Consider the following 18,818-nt stretch of genomic DNA (forward strand, 5'->3'; position numbering starts at 1 on the left):
TTGGGCCCTTACGAGAGGCGATGAACGAGATGCAGACCCCTTCGGATCATAGCGACCAAATGGATCTCGACCTCGGCCCGACGGAACTGCAAGACGACCCTCTCAGATACCACCCCGATCTCGATGGCGACACGCTCCGCGAGGAATGCGGCGTGTTCGGCATCTTCGGCCACTCCGAGGCCGCCGCGATCACCGCGCTCGGCCTACACGCGCTCCAGCACCGCGGCCAGGAAGCCGCCGGCATCGTCTCCTTCGACGGCGCCCGCTTCCACAGTGAACGCCGCCTCGGCCTGGTCGGCGACGCCTTCTCCCGCCGCGAGGTGATCGAGCGCCTGCCCGGCAATGCCGCAGTTGGCCATGTCCGCTACTCCACGACCGGCGGCACCATCCTGCGCAACGTGCAGCCGCTATTCGCCGAGCTCAGTGCCGGCGGCTTTGCGGTCGGCCACAACGGCAATTTGACCAACGGCCTGACCTTGCGCCGCGAGCTGGTCAAGGGCGGCGCAATGATGCAGTCGACCACCGACACCGAGGTGATCCTGCATCTGGTCGCGCAGTCGAAGCGCTCCCGCTTCATCGACCGCTTCATCGAAGCGCTGCGCACCATCGAGGGCGCCTATGCGCTGGTCGCGTTGACCAACAAGAAGCTGATCGGCGCGCGAGACCCGCTCGGCATCCGTCCGCTGGTGCTCGGCGATCTCGACGGCCATCCGATCCTGACCTCGGAGACCTGCGCGCTCGACATGATCGGCGCCAAATATGTCCGCGACATCGAGCCCGGCGAGATCATCGTGTTCGACGAACACGGCGCGCACAGCCACAAGCCGTTCCCGCCGAAGCCGGCGCGGCCCTGCATCTTCGAGTATATCTATTTCGCCAGGCCCGACTCCATCGTCGGCGGCCGCTCGGTCTACGACGTGCGCAAGGCGTTCGGTGCCCAGCTGGCACGCGAGAGCCATCCCGAGGTCGACGTCGTGGTGCCGGTGCCGGATTCCGGCGTACCCGCCGCGGTCGGCTACAGCCAGTATTCCGGCGTGCCGTTCGAGCTCGGCATCATCCGCAACCACTATGTCGGCCGCACCTTCATCCAGCCGACCCAGACGGTGCGCGAGCTCGGCGTGCGCATGAAGCATTCGGCCAACCGCGCCGCGATCGAGGGGAAGCGGATCATCCTGATCGACGACTCGCTGGTGCGCGGCACCACCTCGAAGAAGATCGTGCGCATGATGCGCGACGCCGGCGCCCGCGAGGTGCATTTCCGGCTCGCCTCGCCGCCGATCCTCTATCCCGACTATTACGGCATCGACCTGCCGGACCGCGGCGGCCTGCTCGCCGCGACCCATTCGCTAGAGGAGATGCGCGACATCATCGGCGCCGACTCGCTCGCCTTCCTGTCGATCGACGGCATGTACCGCGCGATGGGCTACGAGGGACGCGACCCGGCCAATCCGAGATTCGCCGACCACTGCTTCACCGGCACCTATCCGACCCACCTCACCGACCAGAGCGAAACCGAGGCCCCGCCGCGGCAGCTCTCGCTGCTGGCCGAGGCAAGCTGAGGCCACCACCGCTGTCGTCGCTGCGAAAGCAGGGACCCATAACCACCGGCCCTCGTGGCTGGTGACAGTGTTAGACACGACCACTTTCTTCCATTATCGCCGTCACGGCGTATGGGTCCCTGCTTTCGCAGGGACGACGATTTGTTAGAGTCCCTTCCATGACAAAGCCCCTCGCCTCCCGTATTGCCCTCGTGACCGGCGCCTCGCGCGGTATCGGCTATGCGACATCGATCTCGCTCGCCAAGGCCGGCGCCCATGTCGTGGCGGTGGCGCGCACGCAAGGCGGGCTGGAAGAGCTCGACGACGAGATCCGGAAAGCGGGCGGCAGCGCCACGCTGGTCCCGCTCTCGCTCACCGACTATGACGGCATTGCGCGGCTCGGGCTGGCGCTGCACGAGCGCCACGGCAAGCTCGACATCCTCATCGGCAATGCCGGCACGGCAGGTCCCTCATCGCCGCTCGGCCATATCGAGCTGAAGCCGTGGAATGACGTGATGGCGATCAACGTCACCGCCAACTTCCAGCTGATCCGCTGCATGGACCCGCTGTTGCGCCAGTCCGACGCCGGCCGCGCGGTGTTCGTGACCTCGGGCGTGGCGCACAAGGCCAGCGCCTATCTCGGCCCCTATGCGGCCTCGAAGGCGGCACTGGATGCGCTGGTGCGTTCCTGGGCCAACGAGACCGCCAACACGGCGCTGCGCATCAATCTGTTCAGCCCCGGCCCGATCCGCACCCGGATGCGCGCGCAGGTGTTTCCCGGCGAAGACCCGATGATCTTGGACACGCCCGACATGGCCGCCGAATTCATCGTGCCGATGTGTTCGCCCGCGTGGACCGAGACCGGCAAGCTGTACGACTACAAGGCACGCACGCTGCGGACTTTCCAGCCGCCAACGTGATCGAGCGCGCCAGAGCCGATCTACTTTGCGTCGGACGCAAGCTGGACACCGATGTTGGCCAATTCGTCGATCTGACGCCAGACCTCGACCTGCCGGCCTGCGAGCTGCACGGCGACGGCCGGCGACAACGGCTTGATGACTTCGACCAGATGATCGATCGCGCTCGGGTCGGTCACACCGAACTTGTCCACGATGGTGATCATGCTCTCCGGCTTGCCCGCGCCGTCGAGTCGCCAGGCCAATTCGACTGCGAGACCGGCGTCGTTGCCAGTCAGCCGGGCCATCGTCAGGACTTGCGCGAGATCGTCGCGCGCCCGGTCTTCGTCGCCGGTCGTGTACCAGGCATTGGCTGCAGCAAGCAGTAGTGGAGCGTCCTGTGCTGTCCCCGCGCGCTGTTCGAGCGCCTCGATCGCCGGCGCGGCCGCGGCCTCGTGGCCGGTTTCGATCGCGCGTTTGACGACATAAGATATCGTTTCGCGGACCTTTGCATCGTCACGAAGCTTGGTAGCAGCCGCGATCGCGCCATTGACGTCGCCACGCCCCGCGCGCGCAAGCGCCAGATTGATCAGAGCCGCGTCATGCTGCCATTGCAGCTTTTGATCCCCCGTGGGCGACGACATCGCAAGCGTCATGGCCTGCGCATCGAGCTTTTCGACGAGATCGCGACGTCCGAGCCGGGCATATTCATCCGCGGCCTTGCTGAGACACTGGCTGCGATCGGTGAAATTGCTCACGGCCGCCGCCGTCGTCTCGACGTCACGATCCCTTGCCAGCCGCGCCAGCACCGGGATTAGCGCATTGACAACATTGAATTGGGCGGTCGCATCCTTGCCATTCATCCATTGCGGCCACGGCGCGACCAGTCTTGCGGCTGGATCAGGTGAACCGGCGGTGAGCAAGGCGTCCGCGAGCGAGATCACCGACGACGACTGAGCATCGCTGTTCGCGATGCGATCGACGACCTTGCCGGCGCGCTGTGCGGCACGGGAAATTTCAGCCTGATCGCCGCGCCTCAGCGCATCCCGCAGTAATTGCTCCAGAGCAAAGGGCTCGTCGAGACGCTCGGCTTCACGCCACGCCTCCTCGCGCCAGCCCGCCGCGGCCGGATACGTGTTGGCGATCACAAGCAACGAATCAACCGTGTCCGCGCCATGGCCGCCGACAAGACGCAAAACCCGATCGGGCTGTTCGAGGCCGGCCCACACCTTTCCGGCAAGCGCGGGGATGGCCTGCGCGTCTTGATCGCTGTCACCAGCAATCGACGGCAATTCGCGTTCGCTGTCCTCGACAATCTCCCGGGCTTGGGCAGCATCCTTCCCCACCAGGAGAGAGGCCACTGCAAGCATTCCGCCAAGCCGCTCCACCGTCGATCTGCGCTGCCTCGCGGTCTCAAGGGCATCAGCGAAGCGGCCCGCGCGCGCAATCCACTCGATATCTTCCCAAGGCGACGGATCGGGATTGTCTGAAATGACGTAATCGAGAGCAACTTCGAGATCATTGTCCGCCAATTCCCGCTCAGCGAATTCAACGTGCGCTCGATTGCCGTCACCGGGTGGCAATTTCTTCGCGAGCAGGAAGACTTCCGCCGCCAGGCATTTGACGCTCGGCGCCGTGGCGCAATCGATCGGAATGGCGACCGAGGAACTCACACAAAGCATCGACGCTGCCAGGCCGCCCACCCATCCACGCATTCGTTCCGCCTCGCTACCTGAGATAGCAGCTTGATACTGGACGCCGAGTGGTCGCGCAACGCGCCTGCGACGGATTGACTCGACCCCCGCCCCACGATTGACTGCCCTCCCCAGCGGCACGGCCGCCAAGAAAACTCTCGGGAGGCATCATGACGCCGACGTTCAATCGCGCGCGCTCCATTCTCACTGGGTTGTTTCTCTCCGCCTGCATCGCATCGTCAGCGCTTCTGATTCCGCCTGCGCCCGCCAGGGCCGGTGACGTCCCGACTTTCGCGGTCGATCCGTCCTGGCCGAAACAGCTTCCCAACAACTGGATCCTCGGCCAGATCGGCGGCATCACCGTCGACTGGCAGGGCCACATCTGGGTGGTCCACCGGCCGCGCTCGCTGACCGATGGCGAGAAGGCCGCGAGCCTCACTCCGCCGCGGGCAAAGTGCTGCGTGGCCGCGCCGCCGGTGCTGGAGTTCGACGTCGATGGCAATCTGCTGCGATCCTGGGGCGGTCCCGGCGACGGCTATCAATGGGTCGGCCGCGAGCACGGCATCGAGGTCGACGAACGCGGCTTCGTCTGGATCGGCGGCAATGCCGATGACGACAGCGAAATCCTGAAGTTCTCGCTCGACGGCAAATATCTCGGCCAGATCGGCAAGATCGTAGCCCGCACCAACAGCAACGACCCAACCCAGCTCGGCCGGCCCGCGGGAATCGCAATCGACAAGACGGCCAACGAGCTCTACGTCGCCGACGGTTACGGCAACCGCCGCGTCATCGTGTTCGACGCCACCACGCTGGCCTACAAGCGGCACTGGGGCGGCTATGGCAAGCTGCCCACCGACGACAAGCAACCGCCCTACGATCCCAGCGCTGCGGTGCAGGAGCAGTTCGGCAATCCCGTGCATTGCATCAAGATCGCCAATGACGGGCTGGTCTATGTCTGCGATCGCAGCCAGGACCGCATCCAGGTGTTCCAGAAGAACGGCACCTTCGTGCGGGAATGGTTCTACGAAAAGAACACCCGCGGCGACGGCGCGGTGTTCGATCTCGCGCTGTGGCCCGACCCGAAGCAGACCTATCTGCTGAACGCCGACGGCGCCAACAACGAGATCCGCGTCATCAAGCGCGACGACGGCTCTGTCGTCGGCACCTTCGGCCACAGCGGCCGCAATGCCGGACAATTCGCCCTGCTCCACGTCATGGCGGTCGATCAGAAGGGCAACGTCTATACCGGCGAGGTCGACGGCAAGCGGATCCAGAAATTCAAGCTGACTTCGGACGCGCTCAAGTAGCGGCAGCGCCGGATGACGCATCGATCGCGTCGTCCGGCGTCACCCGGATCGCCGCAACGAAACCGAGAGCAACCATGATGCCGATGTTTCCTCGCCTGCGCGCAACGCTATCCGGCCTCGCCTTGGTCGCCTGCATCGCCTCATCAGCGCTTCTCGCCCCGCCCACGCCAGCCGAGGCCGGCGACATCCCGACCTTCGCGGTCGATGCGGCATGGCCGAAGCCGCTGCCGAACAACTGGATCCTCGGCCAGGTCGGCGGCATCACGGTGGACTGGCAGGGCCACATCTGGATGATCCACCGGCCGCGCTCGCTGACCGACGACGAGAAAGGCGCGGCGCTCACCCCGCCGCGCTCGAAGTGCGGCATCTCGGCGCCGCCGGTGCTCGAATTCGACGCCGACGGCAATTTGCTGCGCGCCTGGGGCGGCCCCGGCGACGGCTATCAATGGGTCGGCCGCGAGCACGGCATCGAGGTCGACGAGCGCGGCTTCGTCTGGATCGGCGGCAACGCCGACAACGACAATGCGATCCTGAAGTTCACGCTCGACGGCAAATTCGTCGCGCAGATCGGCTCGATCGCGCCGAGCAAGGGCAGCAACGACACCACCCAGCTCGGCAAGCCCGCCGAGACCGCGATCGACAAGGCAGCCAACGAGATCTATGTCGCCGACGGCTACGGCAATCACCGCGTCATCGTGTTCGATGCCACCAGCGGCGCCTACAAGCGGCACTGGGGCGCCTATGGCAACAAGCCCGATGATGCCAAGCAGCCGCCCTACGATCCGAAGGCACCGGTCGCGCAGCAGTTCGGCAATCCCGTGCATTGCGTCAAGATCGCCAATGACGGCCTGGTCTATGTCTGCGACCGCATCAACAACCGCATCCAGGTGTTCCGGAAGGACGGCAGCTTCGTGAAGGAGTTCTTCTTCGAGAAGAACACGCTCGGCAATGGCGCGGTCTGGGACATCGCGCTGTGGCCGGATCCACAGCAGACCTACCTGCTCGCGGCCGACGGCGAAAACAACGAAATCCGCATCGTCAGGCGCGACGACGGCACCGTGGTCGGCAGCTTTGGCCGCAATGGCCGCAACGCCGGGCAATTCCACTGGGTGCACGCGCTCGCCGTCGACCCCAAGGGCAACGTCTACACCGCCGAGGTCGATACCGGAAAACGCATCCAGAAGTTCAAGCTGACCTCGGATGCGCTCAAGTAGAATGACCGCGGGATGACGCTTCGACGCAGTTCATCCGGCTTTATGCGGATTGCCGCTCACCCAAGGACAGGGTAAGCGGGAACCCGAACGACCGGCACAAGGCCCCACAAGAGGGCCGTCCGGAAAAAATCACAGTGGAGGGAATGTCTGATGACGACGACGCTCGCACGGCGCCACGCCGTGCTTCTCGCTTGCGCTGCACTCGGCCTCGCAACGCCTGCCCTTGCCCAGGACAAGAACGTCAAGATCGGCGTGCTGAACGACATGTCGGGCCTCTATGCCGACATCGGCGGTCCGAACTCGGTGGCCGCGGCCAACATGGCGGTGCAGGATTCCGGCCTGCTCGCCAAGGGCTGGAAGATCGAGGTGGTCAGCGGCGACCACCAGAACAAGCCCGACGTCGGCGTCAACATCGCGCGCAACTGGATCGACAACGAGAAGGTCGACATCATCACCGATACGCCGAACTCCGGCGTTGCGCTGGCGGTAAGCAACCTCGCCAAGGAGAAGAACTCGATCGTGCTCAATTCGGGGGCGGCGACCGCCGACCTCACCGGTAAGGCCTGCAACGCCAACACGATCTCCTACACGTTCGACACCTACATGCTGGCCAACGGCACCGGCAAGGCGCTGACCAAGGCGGGCGGCGATACCTGGTTCTTCCTCACCGCCGATTACGCCTTCGGCCATGCGCTGGAGCGCGACACCTCGGCGGTCGTCACCGCCAACGGCGGCAAGGTGCTGGGCGGCGTCAAGCACCCGCTCAACACCGCGGACTTCTCCTCGTTCCTGCTGCAGGCGCAGGCCTCCAAGGCCAAGGTCATCGGCCTCGCCAATGCCGGCGGCGACACCACCAACGCGATCAAGCAGGCGTCCGAATTCGGCATCACCGCGGGCGGGCAGAAGCTCGCGGCGCTGCTGCTGTTCGTCAACGACGTGCATGCGCTGGGCCTCAAGATCGCACAGGGCCTCACCTTCACCGAGTCGTTCTACTGGGACATGAACGACCAGACCCGCGCCTGGTCGAAGCGTTTCCAGAAGGTCTCGCCGAAGGGCTCGATGCCGTCGATGACGGTGGCCGGCGTCTATGCCGGCGTGCTGCATTATTTGAAGGCGCTGGACGCGATGGGCGGCAATCCGCATGACGGCGCCAAGGTCGTTGCCAAGATGAAGGAGATCCCGACCGACGATCCCTTGTTCGGCAAAGGTCCGCTGCGGATCGACGGCCGCCGCATCATCCCGGCCTATCTGTTCGAGGTGAAGAAGCCGGAAGAGTCGAAATATCCCTGGGACTATTACAAGCTGATCGCCACCATCTCGCCGGAAGACGCCGCCAAGCCGCTCGAGGCGAGCGACTGTCCGCTGGTGAAGAAGTGACTGCGTAAGAGCTATCGTAGGGTGGGCAAAGGCGCGCTAGCGCCGTGCCCACCACTTGCGACGTGCTCGTGATGGTGGGCACGCCTTCGCTTTGCCCACCCTACGCCTTTCACTTCGCCGCCGATTTCGCTTTCGCCTGCGCCGGCAACGATGCCCACTCCCTGTCGGCGCGCGGGCCGCCGGCATCACCTGTCAGACCGACGAGTTGTCCGGGCTGCACGTCGAGCGTCTGCTTCCAGGTCTGGGTCTGGCACAGAAACCTGATCAGACATCCCTTGAGCTTCAGCCGATCGGACGCGTCGCGCCACAGCGAGACCGAATAGGACTTGCCGTCTTCGGCATTGTAGATGTCGCCATCGAACCGGCCCTCCGGCGTCAGCTTCAATCCCAGGATCAGCTGATGGCCGAGCAGCGCGCGCGTTCGCTTCTCGGGATCGGGATTGAGGCTGTCGCGGATCGGCTGGCCGCGCGGATCGAGCGGATCCTTCATCCACACGATGAAGCCGCAGATGTGGTCGCGCGCGGCGCCGCAGCGCTCGAGCCGGATGCGCGCCTCTCCGTTTTCAGTCAGCCAGGTGCCGCTGGGATCGGCCGGGATCGTCTCGGCGCGGCCGGTCGAGCTCATCAGCAGCGCAGCGACCAGGCTGCGCAGGAACATGCGAACCAGAAAGTTCATTGCAAGGGACCTTTCAGTATCGGGATCATTGCGAGGGCGCGCGCGGCGCGCCTCACTTCAGTTGCGCCATGAAGGCATCGGCACCCTTGTCGATACCGGCGGTGGCCGCGGCGAGATCGCCGACGCTGGCCTTGATGTCGTAGGCGTTGGGATATTGCTTGCTGACGTAAGCGCCGAGCAGCCGCGCGGTCGGGCCGTCGAACATCTCGACGGCATAGATCACCGAGCCGGTCATGGTGCCCTCGCCGTCGCGCGCGGCCTGCACGCCGTTATAGATCGCGCCGGCCATATCGAACCGCGACAGCGTGCCGAGCACCGGCGTATTCGCCACTGCGCCGGTCAGCGTCAGCCGCACGCGAAACGTGTTCGGCCCGCGTGTATTCACCAGCGTGAAGCGGTCGCGCAATTTGTCGGCGAAGCGGGTCTGCATGTAGGCGGCGAGCGTCTGCTTGTCCTTCTCGGACATCTCGCCGAACTGGTGATCCGCGCCGCGATAGATCACGACCGGATCGAGCATCACCTTGTTGTAGCTCCGCCAGTCGACCGGCGGCGCATAGCGATACGGCACACGGCCTGAGGAATCCGACGTATCAGGCGTCATGTAGGCCGTTGACGCCACGTCCGAATAGGCCACCGGCGTGACGGCGGCACATCCTGCTGCGATGACGCAAAGCGCCATCGCTCCCAGACCGCGCGCGGCGATCGAGCTCTTCATTCCAATCTCCTCATCCGAGCTAAAGCGGAAGAGCAGCTCGGCCGCAGCCGCGTCCGGGGCTAAAGTTACGGCTGCGGCCGTCACTGCCGATCTGGCTCGCCGTCGCGGCGCCGCCAGACCTTGCCTCAGTACGCCCATCCATAAAACCGACCAGGCGGTTTGTAAAGTTGCAATCGCAGGAAACGGTCAGAAAAATTCGGGGTCTGTCGTGAACGCAGGTGACGCCGCTTTGCGAGCCGGCGGTCGCGCGCTGTCACAAACCCGAGATATCTCTTGTGATACCGCACCAATTGCCGGGGGATTTCAGGGGCCCGGTGCCGATCCAACGCCGCCAAGCGATCATATTCCGCTTGGGCGGCGTTGTGTTTTCCGAGTCTGGAAATTCAGCCGCGCTTGCGCACCGAGGCCGGCTTTGCGGCGCGTGCGCCGGCAGGCTGCTGCGATGCCACGCGCGCCGTCGTTGCCTTCGTCGGCTTGCCGGCCGTCGCCGCGCCCTGCTCCAGCGCGGTCCATTTGCTGTCGTCGAGCAATCGCTCGAACAGCCGGTCGCGCTCGGCATCCGACAGCGACGACAGGCCGAACAACGAACTCAGCAGCAGCCCGCGCGCCGCCGCCCAGCGCAGCAGCGCGAGCTCCGGATCGCGCGCCTCGGCCTTCATCAGCGCAACCTTCTTGATGTCGACATCGCGCGGCATCGCCATCAATTCGGGATTCTCGTTCATCGCCGCCAGCAGTGCGAACGCCCCTGCCCGCGGCGTCGAGATCGCCTCGCGCAGCGTCGCGATCTGTGCCGACAATTCGGGCTGCTCGGTAGTCCCGCGCACCTTCTCGATGTAGCGGTCCGAGAATTCCTCGAAATGCGCCATCTGCTGTTCGAGCAGAGCGCGCAGCACCGCTTCCTTGGTGCGGAACTGATGCATCACGCCGCCCTTGCTGAGCCCGCTCTCGCGCGCGATCGCATCCAGCGTCAGGCGTCCCGGACCATCGCGGGTCACGATGGTGATCGCGGCGTCGAGCGCGGCGTTGCGGGAGCGTTCAGAGCGGGAGGGATTATCCATGGAAATACTCAGGAAGGAGTCGCTTGAAATCACAGTATCTCAGCGGCTTCGGTCAATCTCAAGCGCTGCATCTGTTCTGCCAGGCAGCGGAAACGACGTCCCCGACATGCCGGTCTCGGCCTCGGGAGACGCATCGCTCACGCGCACAAGCGAACCTTCTGCAGCAGGCCATGAAGGAAACCGTGCGCCATGCGGCCGATCACCCTCTCGCCTCGACCGCGCGCGCGGGCAACAGCCTGGGCGTCGGCATAGCTGGCGGCGACGATCGTCCCGTGCCTGCCGCCGTCGAGCTTCAGGTCGGTCAGATAGACAAGGCTGCGCGACGTCAGCAGCGCCGCCTGCGCGTCGCTGAAGCGGGTCAACTCATCGCAGTTATCAACGGCCTCGTCGGTCACCATGCTCCTCCTGGCAGCGCGGCCTCCGGGCGAGGCACGCAACTTCATCGGCACCGATCCGTTATACAAACCAACCGGATGGTTTGTAAACAGTCAAAATGACGCAATCGTCATCGATGTGGTCTGTCGGGACGTGTCGGAGAGGCGCAGGCGCGTTCGTCCTCGAAGCATCGATCCACCAACAGCCGGAACCCGCGAGCGATGACACAGCAGAAACAGACGGCGGAAGCCGAAATCAGGTCCCTCATCGACGCCTGGGCGGCCGCCGTCCGCCAACAGGACTATCCAGGCATCTTCGCCCACCACGATCAGGACATCGTGATGTTCGACGTGCCGCCGCCTTTGCAGTCGCGCGGATTGGACGAGTACAGAAAGACATGGGACCTGTTCTATACCTGTTACCGCCCCTCCCACGCCTTCGATATCGATGAGATCGCGATCACGGCCGGCGATGATGTGGCCTTCGCGGTCATGGTGATGCGGTGCGGCCCGCCCGACGCCACTTTTCAGTTCAGGCTGACGATCGGACTGCGCAAGATCGGCGGCGACTGGCGCATCACGCACGAGCACCATTCAGTGCCCGCGACGGATTAGAACGTAGACTTGTAGGGTGGGCAAAGGCGCGCAAGCGCCGTGCCCACCATTCCCGGCGTGCTCGCGATGGTGGGCACGCTTGCTCTTTGCCCACCCTACGGAGTTGTCTTCACCGTCGCGCGCCATGCGATCGCGAGCGCGAGCAGCAGCAGCGCGCCCGCCAGATAGAACGGCGCGCCGGGCATCTTGAGCGGCGCGCTATCGCCGATGAAATAGGCGAAGGTCAGCGTGAACAGGAACGGGCCAATCAGTTCCGACATGCTCTGCACGCTGGATGTCGCGCCCTGCAGCTGGCCCTGCTGGTCGGCGGCGACCAGCCGCGTCGTCAAGGCCTGCGTCGCGGCGCCGGAAATGCCCCACAGCGCCATCACGGGAATGCCGATCCAGAACAACTGGCCTGATGGCGCCGCGCCGAAGATCACGAAGCCCAGGGCGCCGCAGACAAGGCCGAGGAACAATGCGTTGCGCTCGCCGAGGCGTTGCACGATCGGGCCGATCGCCGCGCCCTGCACGATCATGCCGCAGAGGCCCACCAGGGCGAGCGTCGCACCGACCGTGCCGGTGTCCCAGCCGTAGCGATAGGTGGCGTAGAGCACGAAGACCGAGGGCAGCACGACATGCGCGAGCTGGCCGAAGAACGTCGCCAGCGACAGGCCGGCGAGCGTCGGGTTCGCGCGCAGGAATTGCAGCGCGCCGATCGGATTGGCGCTCTTCCATTTGAACGGCGCACGCCGCTCCACCGGCAGCGATTCCGGCAGGATGAACAGGCCGTAGAGCCCGTTGACGAAGCTCAAACCAGCCGCCGCCCAGAACGGCAGCCGCGGATCGATCTCGCCGAGCAGGCCGCCCAGCGCCGGTCCGAGGATGAAGCCCGCGCCAAACGCGACGCCGATCTTGCCGAACATCGCGGCACGCTGCTCCGGCGCGGTAACGTCGGCGATATAGGCGAACACGGTCGAGATGCTCGACGAGGTGATGCCCGAGATCGCCCGCCCGATGAACAGCCAGATCAGGTTCGGCGCCAGCGCCATCAGCACGTAGTCGGCGGCAAGGCCGAAATTCGACAGCAGCACCACCGGCCGGCGGCCGAAACGATCGGACAGCGCGCCCAGGATCGGCGAGCAGACGAACTGCATCAAGGCCCAGATCGAGCCGAACACGCCGAAGATGCGCGCCGCGTTGGCGGTGTCGTTGCTGACGAAGCCCTCGATCAGCTTGGGCAAGATCGGGATGATGATCCCGAGCGCGAGCATGTCGAGCAGCAGGGTGATGAAGATGAAGATCACCGCGCCGCTGCGCGGCTGTGGCACGGCCGCAGCGGTGTCAGCCCCGTTTTGACGCGTTTTCTTCACGCGAACCGGTACCCACTTCGCTCGAAAACGCTATTCCCGCTCATGACGGCCGTTTGCGCTTGTGGGCGAACGGATTGGCCTTTTCTCTTAGCGTGATGCGAATGGGCGTGCCCGGCAGATCGAAGGTCTCGCGCAGCGAGTTGATGAGGTAGCGCAGATAGGATCGCGGGATCGCATCGGCGCGCGAGCAGAACAGCACGAAGCTCGGCGGACGCGCCTTCACCTGCGTGATGTAGTTCAGCTTCAGCCTGCGGCCCGAGACGGCCGGCGGGGGGCTTGCCTGGACCGCCTGCTCGAACCAGCGATTGAGCGCCGAGGTCGGCAGGCGCCGGTTCCAGACCGCATAGGCCTCCTGGATCGCGGTCATCAGGCGGTCGATGCCCTCGCCCATCAGGCCGGAGACCGCGACGATCGGCGCGCCCTTGACCTGCGGCAGCCAGTGGTCGGCATCGATGCGCAGCTGCGAGATCTGGTTGGGCTTGCGCTCGACGAGGTCCCATTTGTTGACCGCGAGCACGATGGCGCGGCCCTCGCGCTCGATCAAATCGGCGATGCGCAGATCCTGCTCCTCGAACCTGTTCTGCGCGTCCATCATCATCACGACGACTTCGGCAAAGCGCACCGCGCGCAGCGCATCGGCGACCGAGAGCTTCTCCAGCTTCTCCTCGATCCGCGAGCGGCGCCGCAGCCCGGCGGTGTCGAACACCCGGAACTGGCGACCCTGCCAGGTGATCTCGACCGCGATGGAATCGCGCGTGGTGCCGGCCTCCGGGCTGGTCAAGAGCCGTTCCTCGCCGAGCAGATGGTTGATCAGCGTCGACTTGCCGGCATTGGGCCGGCCGACGATGGCGACGCGGATCGGGCGCTGCGCGATCTCCTCGTCCGACCAATCCTCGACACCCTCAATTTCCTCTTCCTCTTCCTCCTCGACGGCCTCCGGAATCAACGAGCTGAGCGCCTCATGGAGGTCGCCCATGCCCTCGCCATGCTCGGCCGAGATCTGCACGGGATCGCCGAGCCCGAGCGCGTAGGATTCCATCGCGCCGATCTCGCCATGCTTGCCCTCGGCCTTGTTGGCGACCAGCACCACCGGCTTGTTGGCCTTGCGGGCGAAGTCGGCGAAGGCACGGTCGGTCGGGGTCAGGCCGACGCGGGCGTCGATCACGAACATCAGAGCGTCGGCGAGCTCGATCGCGGTCTCGGTCTGCTCCTGCATCCGCGCCGTCAGCGAGCCCTTGGCGCCCTCGTCGAGCCCTGCGGTATCGATGATGGTGAAGTCGAGATCGTAGAGCCGGGCCTGGCCCTCGCGGCGGTCACGGGTGACGCCGGGCTCGTCGTCGACCAGCGCGAGCTTCTGGCCGACCAGCCGGTTGAACAGCGTCGACTTCCCGACATTGGGCCGGCCGATAATGGCGATGGTAAAAGACATGGATCATCCAGGCGCGGTCTGTCGTCCGCGGGTCAAAGTGCTGGAAAGAACTACAGCAGGAATGCGGCGAAGCAAATGATGGAGCACTTCTCCCTCTCCCCGTTCTGACGGGGGAGAAGAGAATCCCGCAGGCGATTAGCGGCTAAATCCGCCGCTCGGGAGCGGCGCGGGGAACCCGCCGCCGGATTGTTGCGTGGTCTGGGTCTGCTGCTGGGCCGGCGCGGCTGGCTGCGCCTGCTGGTCGTCGGCGGGCGGCGCGGTGGTGCGGCGGCGGACGATCTTCTTCGGCTTCGGATCGGGCGGCACCGCGGCGGGCGCGCCCTCCTCGGCTGCGGCGTCCGGAGCAGCCGCCTGGTCAGCGGCCGGCGCGGCGCGCTTGTGCTTCTTGGCGCCCTTCGGCGGCTCCGGGGGCGGAGCCGGCTGGGCGGCGGCGGCCGCAGCGGCGTTCTGCTGGTCGAGCTGCTCCTGCTGCGAGCCCTTGTACAATTCTTTCGGCACGCCCTGCTCGAGGCCGGGCACGCCTTCGGGGAATACCGGCTTGCGGTCGCCAGCCAACTTCTTCTTGGTGTCGAGGAAGTCGAGCAGATCGCTCGGGTCGAAATTGGCCATACCGCCCCCGCCACAGCCGGCCAACGCGCTGCAAAGCGCGGTGAGAACTGCGGCTGCGATCAGGCGTTGCGAGCGGCGCATAGTCGATCTCTCACTCAAACTCGGGTTTCGCGCCAAGATCAGCTTTTCGCGACCGGCGGCAACAATGCCTGCAGCGCTTCGGCGCGCGAGCGCATGCTCGGCGGCGTCTCGCCGTCATTGGCAATCTGGTCGAGCCACTGCCGCGCCGCGGCGGTGTCGTTGGCGTGCCAGGCCGACAGCGCCAGCAACTCGCGCGCGGAGTGGCGGAACGTCGAATCCTTCGACGTCGCCACAGCCTCGAGCCGCTGCTGCATGTTCGGATAGGTCGTGGTTTCCATCACGAGCTGCGCGGCACGGATCCGCGCCAGATCCTGGTCGGCACTGCCGACGCTGCGGTCGGCTGCGATCTCGTCATAGAGTTTTGCGGCGGCCGGCTGATCGCGGGTCGCGACCTCGGCGGCCATGCGCAGCCGCGACAGCGTGCGGTAACCGGACGGCGCCTTGGTGATCAGGTCGGCAAAGGCAGCCTCGGCCTCGGCGTGCTTGTTCTGGTCCGACAGCTCGACGGCGCGGTCGAATGCCGCACCGGCCTCGGCGGCCTTCTTGGCCTCGAGATATTGATAGCCACGCCAGCCGCCGACACCGGCGACCACCAGGATCGCCAGCGCGATGATGAAAAGCGAGTACTTGTCCCACAGCTTCTTGAGCTGTTCGCGACGGACTTCCTCGTCGACTTCGTCAAATAATTCAGACACTTAAAGCTATCCCATCCCCTCGGGACCGCGAATCTGGGTGAAGCACAGCCCCTACCCGATCCCCACATCGCGGCGGCGTTACCCTAACGGTGTGGCGGAGGCAAGGCAAAGCGAGGCGGATCAAAGCGTTAACCGGGGAAGTTTGTGCTGCCCCGGCTCACGTCACCGCCAGGCTCTCCCGCAGCTGGCGCTTGATCACCTTGCCGTTGGCGTTGCGCGGCAGCGGATCGGCGGTCAGCGCCATGGTCTCCGGCACCTTGTAGTCGGACAGACGCTCGGCGCACCAGGCGCGCAGGCTCTCGGCATTCACCTCCGAGCGGGTCACGATCACGGCGTGCACGCGTTCGCCGAGCACCGGACACGGCTTGGCGATGATCGCGCTCTCGACCACGGCCGGATGGCCGGCCAGCACGGACTCGACCTCGGCGGAATAGATCTTCAGGCCGCCGCGGTTGATCATGTCCTTCTGGCGGTCGAACACGCGGACGAAATTGTCGGCGTCGATCGAGCCGAGATCGCCGGAATGCCAGAAGCCGGCCGTGAAGCTTTCCGCGGTCGCCTTCGGATTGTTCCAATAGCCCTTGATCACGGAGGCGCTGCGGATCCAGAGCTCGCCGATCTCGCCGCGCGGCACCTCGCGGCCGTCAGCGCCCATCACGATGATCTCAGCGCCGGGGCACGGCAGGCCGACGCTGTCGATATGGGCTGCGGTCAGCTCGCCCGGCATCAGAGTCGAGGGCGACGTGGTCTCGGTCGCGCCGTAGCAATTGGCCAGCTTGAGGCCGGGAATCTTGGCGTCGAGCCTTTCGATGGTCGCGACCGGCATCGGCGCGCCGCCGAAGCCGCCGATGCGCCAGCTCGACAGATCGGTGCTGTCGAAATCCGGCTGCATCAGGCAGAGATTGTACATCGCCGGCACCATTACCGTGTAGCTGACACGCTCGCGCGCCGCGACCTTGAGATATTCCGACGCCTTGAACTCCGGCATGATGATCAGCGCACCGGCGCAGCGGGCCATGGTGGTGACGTTGGCGACCGCGCCGGTGACATGCGCAAGCGGCACCGCGGCGATCGAGCGATCGGCCTTGGTCAGCTTCAGGCAGGATGCGAACACCATCGAGGAGTGGATGATGTTGCAATGGGCGAGCATCGCGCCTTTCGGCCGGCCCGTGGTGCCCGAAGTGTAGAGGATCATCGCGGTGTCCTCTTCCGTCACCTCCGCCGGCGCCTGTGCCGGAGCGCTGTCACGCAGCGTGCCGAATTGCGAGGCGCCATCGTCGCTGACCGAGATGCGATGCGCGAGACCTGGAATATCGGCGGCATCAGGAATGCGGTCGGCAAGCGTGGCCTCGTGGACCAGGCACGTCGCGCCGCAATCGTTCAGCACATAGGCGATCTCGGGCTTCTGCTGACGCGTCGAGAGCAGCACCGTGACCAACCCGGCATGGGCCGCGGCGAACATCGTCAGAACGAATTCGATGCGGTTGCCGAGCAGGATCGCGACACGGTCGCCGGGCGCAAGACCGAGCTTTGAAAAACCCGCCGCGACCTTGGCCGACTGCTCCGCGACGTCGCGCCAGCTCATTCGCGTCGCGCCGCAGACCAGCGCCTCGCCGTCGCCGTTTTGCGCGACGGCGTCGGCGATCATCGCCCACAGGCTGGCCGGCCGCTCCGCGAATGCCGGCACGACGCGGTCACCGAAGCGCGGCTCGAGCCGCATGAGCGGAACGTGTTGCGACCAGTCCATGTCAGCCTCGTCAGCTCTTCTTCATTCCGTAAACGTGCTCCGGCCCTGGAAAGGCACGGCTCTTCACATCGCGCGCATACCCCGCGACTGCTTCCTCGATCGCGGGACCGAGATTGCCGTAGCGGCGGACGAATTTCGGCGCGCGCGGCGACAAGCCGAGCATGTCTTCGAGCACCAGCACCTGCCCGTCGCAGGCCGCGCTCGCGCCGATGCCGATCGTCGGCACCGCGATCGACTGCGTGATCTTGCGCGCCAAGGGCTCGGCGACCGCCTCGACCACGATCGAGAACGCGCCGGCTTCCGCGATCGCGCGAGCGTCGTTCTCGATCGGCGCCCAGGTCTCCTCCTCGCGGCCCTGCGCGCGGAACGAGCCCAGCGTGTTGATCGATTGCGGCGTCAGGCCGATATGCCCCATCACCGGAATGCCGCGGTCGGACAGGAACGCCACCGTCTCGGCCATCCGCGCGCCGCCCTCGAGCTTGACCGCGCCACACAGCGTTTCCTTCATGATCCGCACCGCGGACTGAAACGCCTGTTCCTTCGAGCCCTCATAGGAGCCGAACGGCATGTCCACCACAACAAGCGCGGCCTGCGAGCCGCGCATCACCGCGCGGCCCTGCAGGATCATCATGTCGAGGGTGACAGGCACCGTGGTCTCGAAGCCGTGCATGACGTTGCCGAGGGAATCGCCGACCAGGATCGCGTCGCAGTGACGGTCGACCAGCGCCGCGGTGTGCGCGTGGTACGACGTCAGCATCACGATCGGCTCGCCATTCTTGCGGGCGCGCAGATCGGGCGCGGTCTTGCGCTTGATGGCGGATTGAACAGACATAGTCAGGCTCCCATGACAGGCACGCCGATCACGACCGGGTGGAACGCAAACGCCAGCGCCAGATACGCGATGACACCGACCGCGATCGCGATCAGGTCGTTGGTTGGGCCGCCGACCGGGATCGGCGGCGCACCGGCATCGGCGCGGCGCTTCAGCGAGATGCGGTCATAGACCGCCCAGCCGAGGAACGAGCCGAACAGGATGATCGAGCCGAGATCGCCATTGGCGAGCAGATGCGCGAACGCCCACAGCTTCACGCCCGCCAGCATCGGATGCTTCAGCGTGGTGTAGATGCGGCCGCGGATATAGGAGGCGACGACGAGGATGACGGCAGGCAGCATCAGCGCCACCGTGATGTGCTTGAAGGCGGTCGGCGGTGTCCAGACGTCGATCCAGCCGGTCGCGCGATAATGCGCGAAGCCCCAGATGATCAGCCCGAGGCCTGCGAACGACACCAGCGAATAGACGCCCTTGTAGGCCCCCTCGCCCATCGCATTGACGATGCCGGCGCGCAGGTCGCGCAGGCTGGTCAGCACATGGATGCCGAGGAACAGCACGAGACCCAGGATCATGACGAGCAGTCCCACGATGTTCCTCCCCTGATTGATT

General features: G+C 65.5%; 18 protein-coding genes. 6 read left to right on the plus strand and 12 right to left on the minus strand.

Going from position 1 to position 18,818, the window contains the following annotated elements:
• The first annotated feature begins 59 nt into the window (after window positions 1-59).
• Window positions 60-1,559 carry an amidophosphoribosyltransferase gene (purF, locus tag JQ616_RS11540; RefSeq protein ID WP_249136719.1) on the plus strand — a complete coding sequence of 500 codons (1,500 nt, stop codon included), beginning with the start codon at window positions 60-62 and terminating at the stop codon, window positions 1,557-1,559.
• 158 nt (window positions 1,560-1,717) lie between these two features.
• Window positions 1,718-2,458 carry an SDR family NAD(P)-dependent oxidoreductase gene (locus JQ616_RS11545; RefSeq protein WP_212014403.1) on the plus strand — a complete coding sequence of 247 codons (741 nt, stop codon included), beginning with the start codon at window positions 1,718-1,720 and terminating at the stop codon, window positions 2,456-2,458.
• 20 nt (window positions 2,459-2,478) lie between these two features.
• Here JQ616_RS11545 and JQ616_RS11550 read toward each other — a convergent pair whose 3' ends face one another.
• A complete protein-coding gene (locus JQ616_RS11550; protein WP_212014404.1) occupies window positions 2,479-4,149 on the minus strand; it encodes a hypothetical protein in 1,671 nt (556 codons plus the stop codon).
• A gap of 149 nt (window positions 4,150-4,298) precedes the next feature.
• Between JQ616_RS11550 and JQ616_RS11555 the strand changes: the two genes are divergently transcribed.
• The 3 genes from JQ616_RS11555 (at window position 4,299) to JQ616_RS11565 (ending at window position 8,026) form a co-directional block, all read left to right on the plus strand.
• Entirely contained in the window at window positions 4,299-5,435 is a 1,137-nt protein-coding gene (locus tag JQ616_RS11555) for a hypothetical protein (RefSeq protein ID WP_212014405.1), read from the plus strand.
• Between the two features lie 74 nt (window positions 5,436-5,509).
• Window positions 5,510-6,649, plus strand: coding sequence for a hypothetical protein (locus JQ616_RS11560; protein WP_212014407.1), 1,140 nt, complete (start codon window positions 5,510-5,512; stop codon window positions 6,647-6,649).
• Between the two features lie 150 nt (window positions 6,650-6,799).
• Complete coding sequence (locus tag JQ616_RS11565) at window positions 6,800-8,026, plus strand: ABC transporter substrate-binding protein (RefSeq protein ID WP_212014409.1); 1,227 nt, start codon at window positions 6,800-6,802, stop codon at window positions 8,024-8,026.
• A 109-nt stretch (window positions 8,027-8,135) separates the two neighbouring features.
• On the opposite strand, the gene JQ616_RS11570 is transcribed toward JQ616_RS11565, so the two are convergent.
• The 4 genes from JQ616_RS11570 to JQ616_RS11585 all read right to left on the minus strand — a co-directional run bounded on the left by JQ616_RS11570 (window position 8,136) and on the right by JQ616_RS11585 (window position 10,873).
• A complete protein-coding gene (locus JQ616_RS11570; protein ID WP_212014411.1) occupies window positions 8,136-8,702 on the minus strand; it encodes a DUF2147 domain-containing protein in 567 nt (188 codons plus the stop codon).
• Window positions 8,703-8,754: 52 nt separating this feature from the next.
• A complete protein-coding gene (locus tag JQ616_RS11575; RefSeq protein ID WP_212014413.1) occupies window positions 8,755-9,417 on the minus strand; it encodes a DUF3313 domain-containing protein in 663 nt (220 codons plus the stop codon).
• A gap of 383 nt (window positions 9,418-9,800) precedes the next feature.
• Complete coding sequence (locus JQ616_RS11580) at window positions 9,801-10,475, minus strand: TetR/AcrR family transcriptional regulator (RefSeq protein ID WP_212014415.1); 675 nt, start codon at window positions 10,473-10,475, stop codon at window positions 9,801-9,803.
• Window positions 10,476-10,612: 137 nt separating this feature from the next.
• Window positions 10,613-10,873: a hypothetical protein gene (locus JQ616_RS11585; RefSeq protein WP_212014417.1), complete on the minus strand. Its 261-nt coding sequence runs from the start codon at window positions 10,871-10,873 to the stop codon at window positions 10,613-10,615.
• Between the two features lie 198 nt (window positions 10,874-11,071).
• On the opposite strand from JQ616_RS11585, the gene JQ616_RS11590 reads away from it, so the two are divergent.
• On the plus strand, window positions 11,072-11,464 hold the full coding sequence (locus JQ616_RS11590; RefSeq protein WP_212014419.1) for a YybH family protein: 393 nt from the start codon (window positions 11,072-11,074) through the stop codon (window positions 11,462-11,464).
• Window positions 11,465-11,559: 95 nt separating this feature from the next.
• Here the strand turns inward: JQ616_RS11590 and JQ616_RS11595 are convergent, their stop codons facing one another.
• From JQ616_RS11595 to JQ616_RS11625, 7 genes are all read right to left on the minus strand, one after another.
• Window positions 11,560-12,816 carry an MFS transporter gene (locus tag JQ616_RS11595; RefSeq protein WP_212014421.1) on the minus strand — a complete coding sequence of 419 codons (1,257 nt, stop codon included), beginning with the start codon at window positions 12,814-12,816 and terminating at the stop codon, window positions 11,560-11,562.
• A 40-nt stretch (window positions 12,817-12,856) separates the two neighbouring features.
• Window positions 12,857-14,245, minus strand: coding sequence for a ribosome biogenesis GTPase Der (gene der, locus JQ616_RS11600; protein ID WP_212014423.1), 1,389 nt, complete (start codon window positions 14,243-14,245; stop codon window positions 12,857-12,859).
• Window positions 14,246-14,380: 135 nt separating this feature from the next.
• Complete coding sequence (locus tag JQ616_RS11605) at window positions 14,381-14,935, minus strand: hypothetical protein (RefSeq protein WP_212014425.1); 555 nt, start codon at window positions 14,933-14,935, stop codon at window positions 14,381-14,383.
• 38 nt (window positions 14,936-14,973) lie between these two features.
• On the minus strand, window positions 14,974-15,630 hold the full coding sequence (locus tag JQ616_RS11610) for a tetratricopeptide repeat protein (protein ID WP_212014427.1): 657 nt from the start codon (window positions 15,628-15,630) through the stop codon (window positions 14,974-14,976).
• A 157-nt stretch (window positions 15,631-15,787) separates the two neighbouring features.
• Window positions 15,788-17,377 (minus strand): class I adenylate-forming enzyme family protein, encoded by a 1,590-nt coding sequence (locus JQ616_RS11615; RefSeq protein WP_212014430.1) that lies wholly within the window; start codon window positions 17,375-17,377, stop codon window positions 15,788-15,790.
• A 10-nt stretch (window positions 17,378-17,387) separates the two neighbouring features.
• Window positions 17,388-18,209, minus strand: a complete 822-nt coding sequence (gene panB, locus JQ616_RS11620; protein WP_212014431.1) for a 3-methyl-2-oxobutanoate hydroxymethyltransferase — start codon at window positions 18,207-18,209, stop codon at window positions 17,388-17,390.
• 2 nt (window positions 18,210-18,211) lie between these two features.
• Window positions 18,212-18,796, minus strand: a complete 585-nt coding sequence (locus JQ616_RS11625) for an NnrU family protein (RefSeq protein ID WP_212014433.1) — start codon at window positions 18,794-18,796, stop codon at window positions 18,212-18,214.
• Window positions 18,797-18,818: the final 22 nt, after the last annotated feature.

Source organism: Bradyrhizobium tropiciagri (assembly GCF_018130545.1).
GTDB lineage: Bacteria > Pseudomonadota > Alphaproteobacteria > Rhizobiales > Xanthobacteraceae > Bradyrhizobium > Bradyrhizobium tropiciagri_A.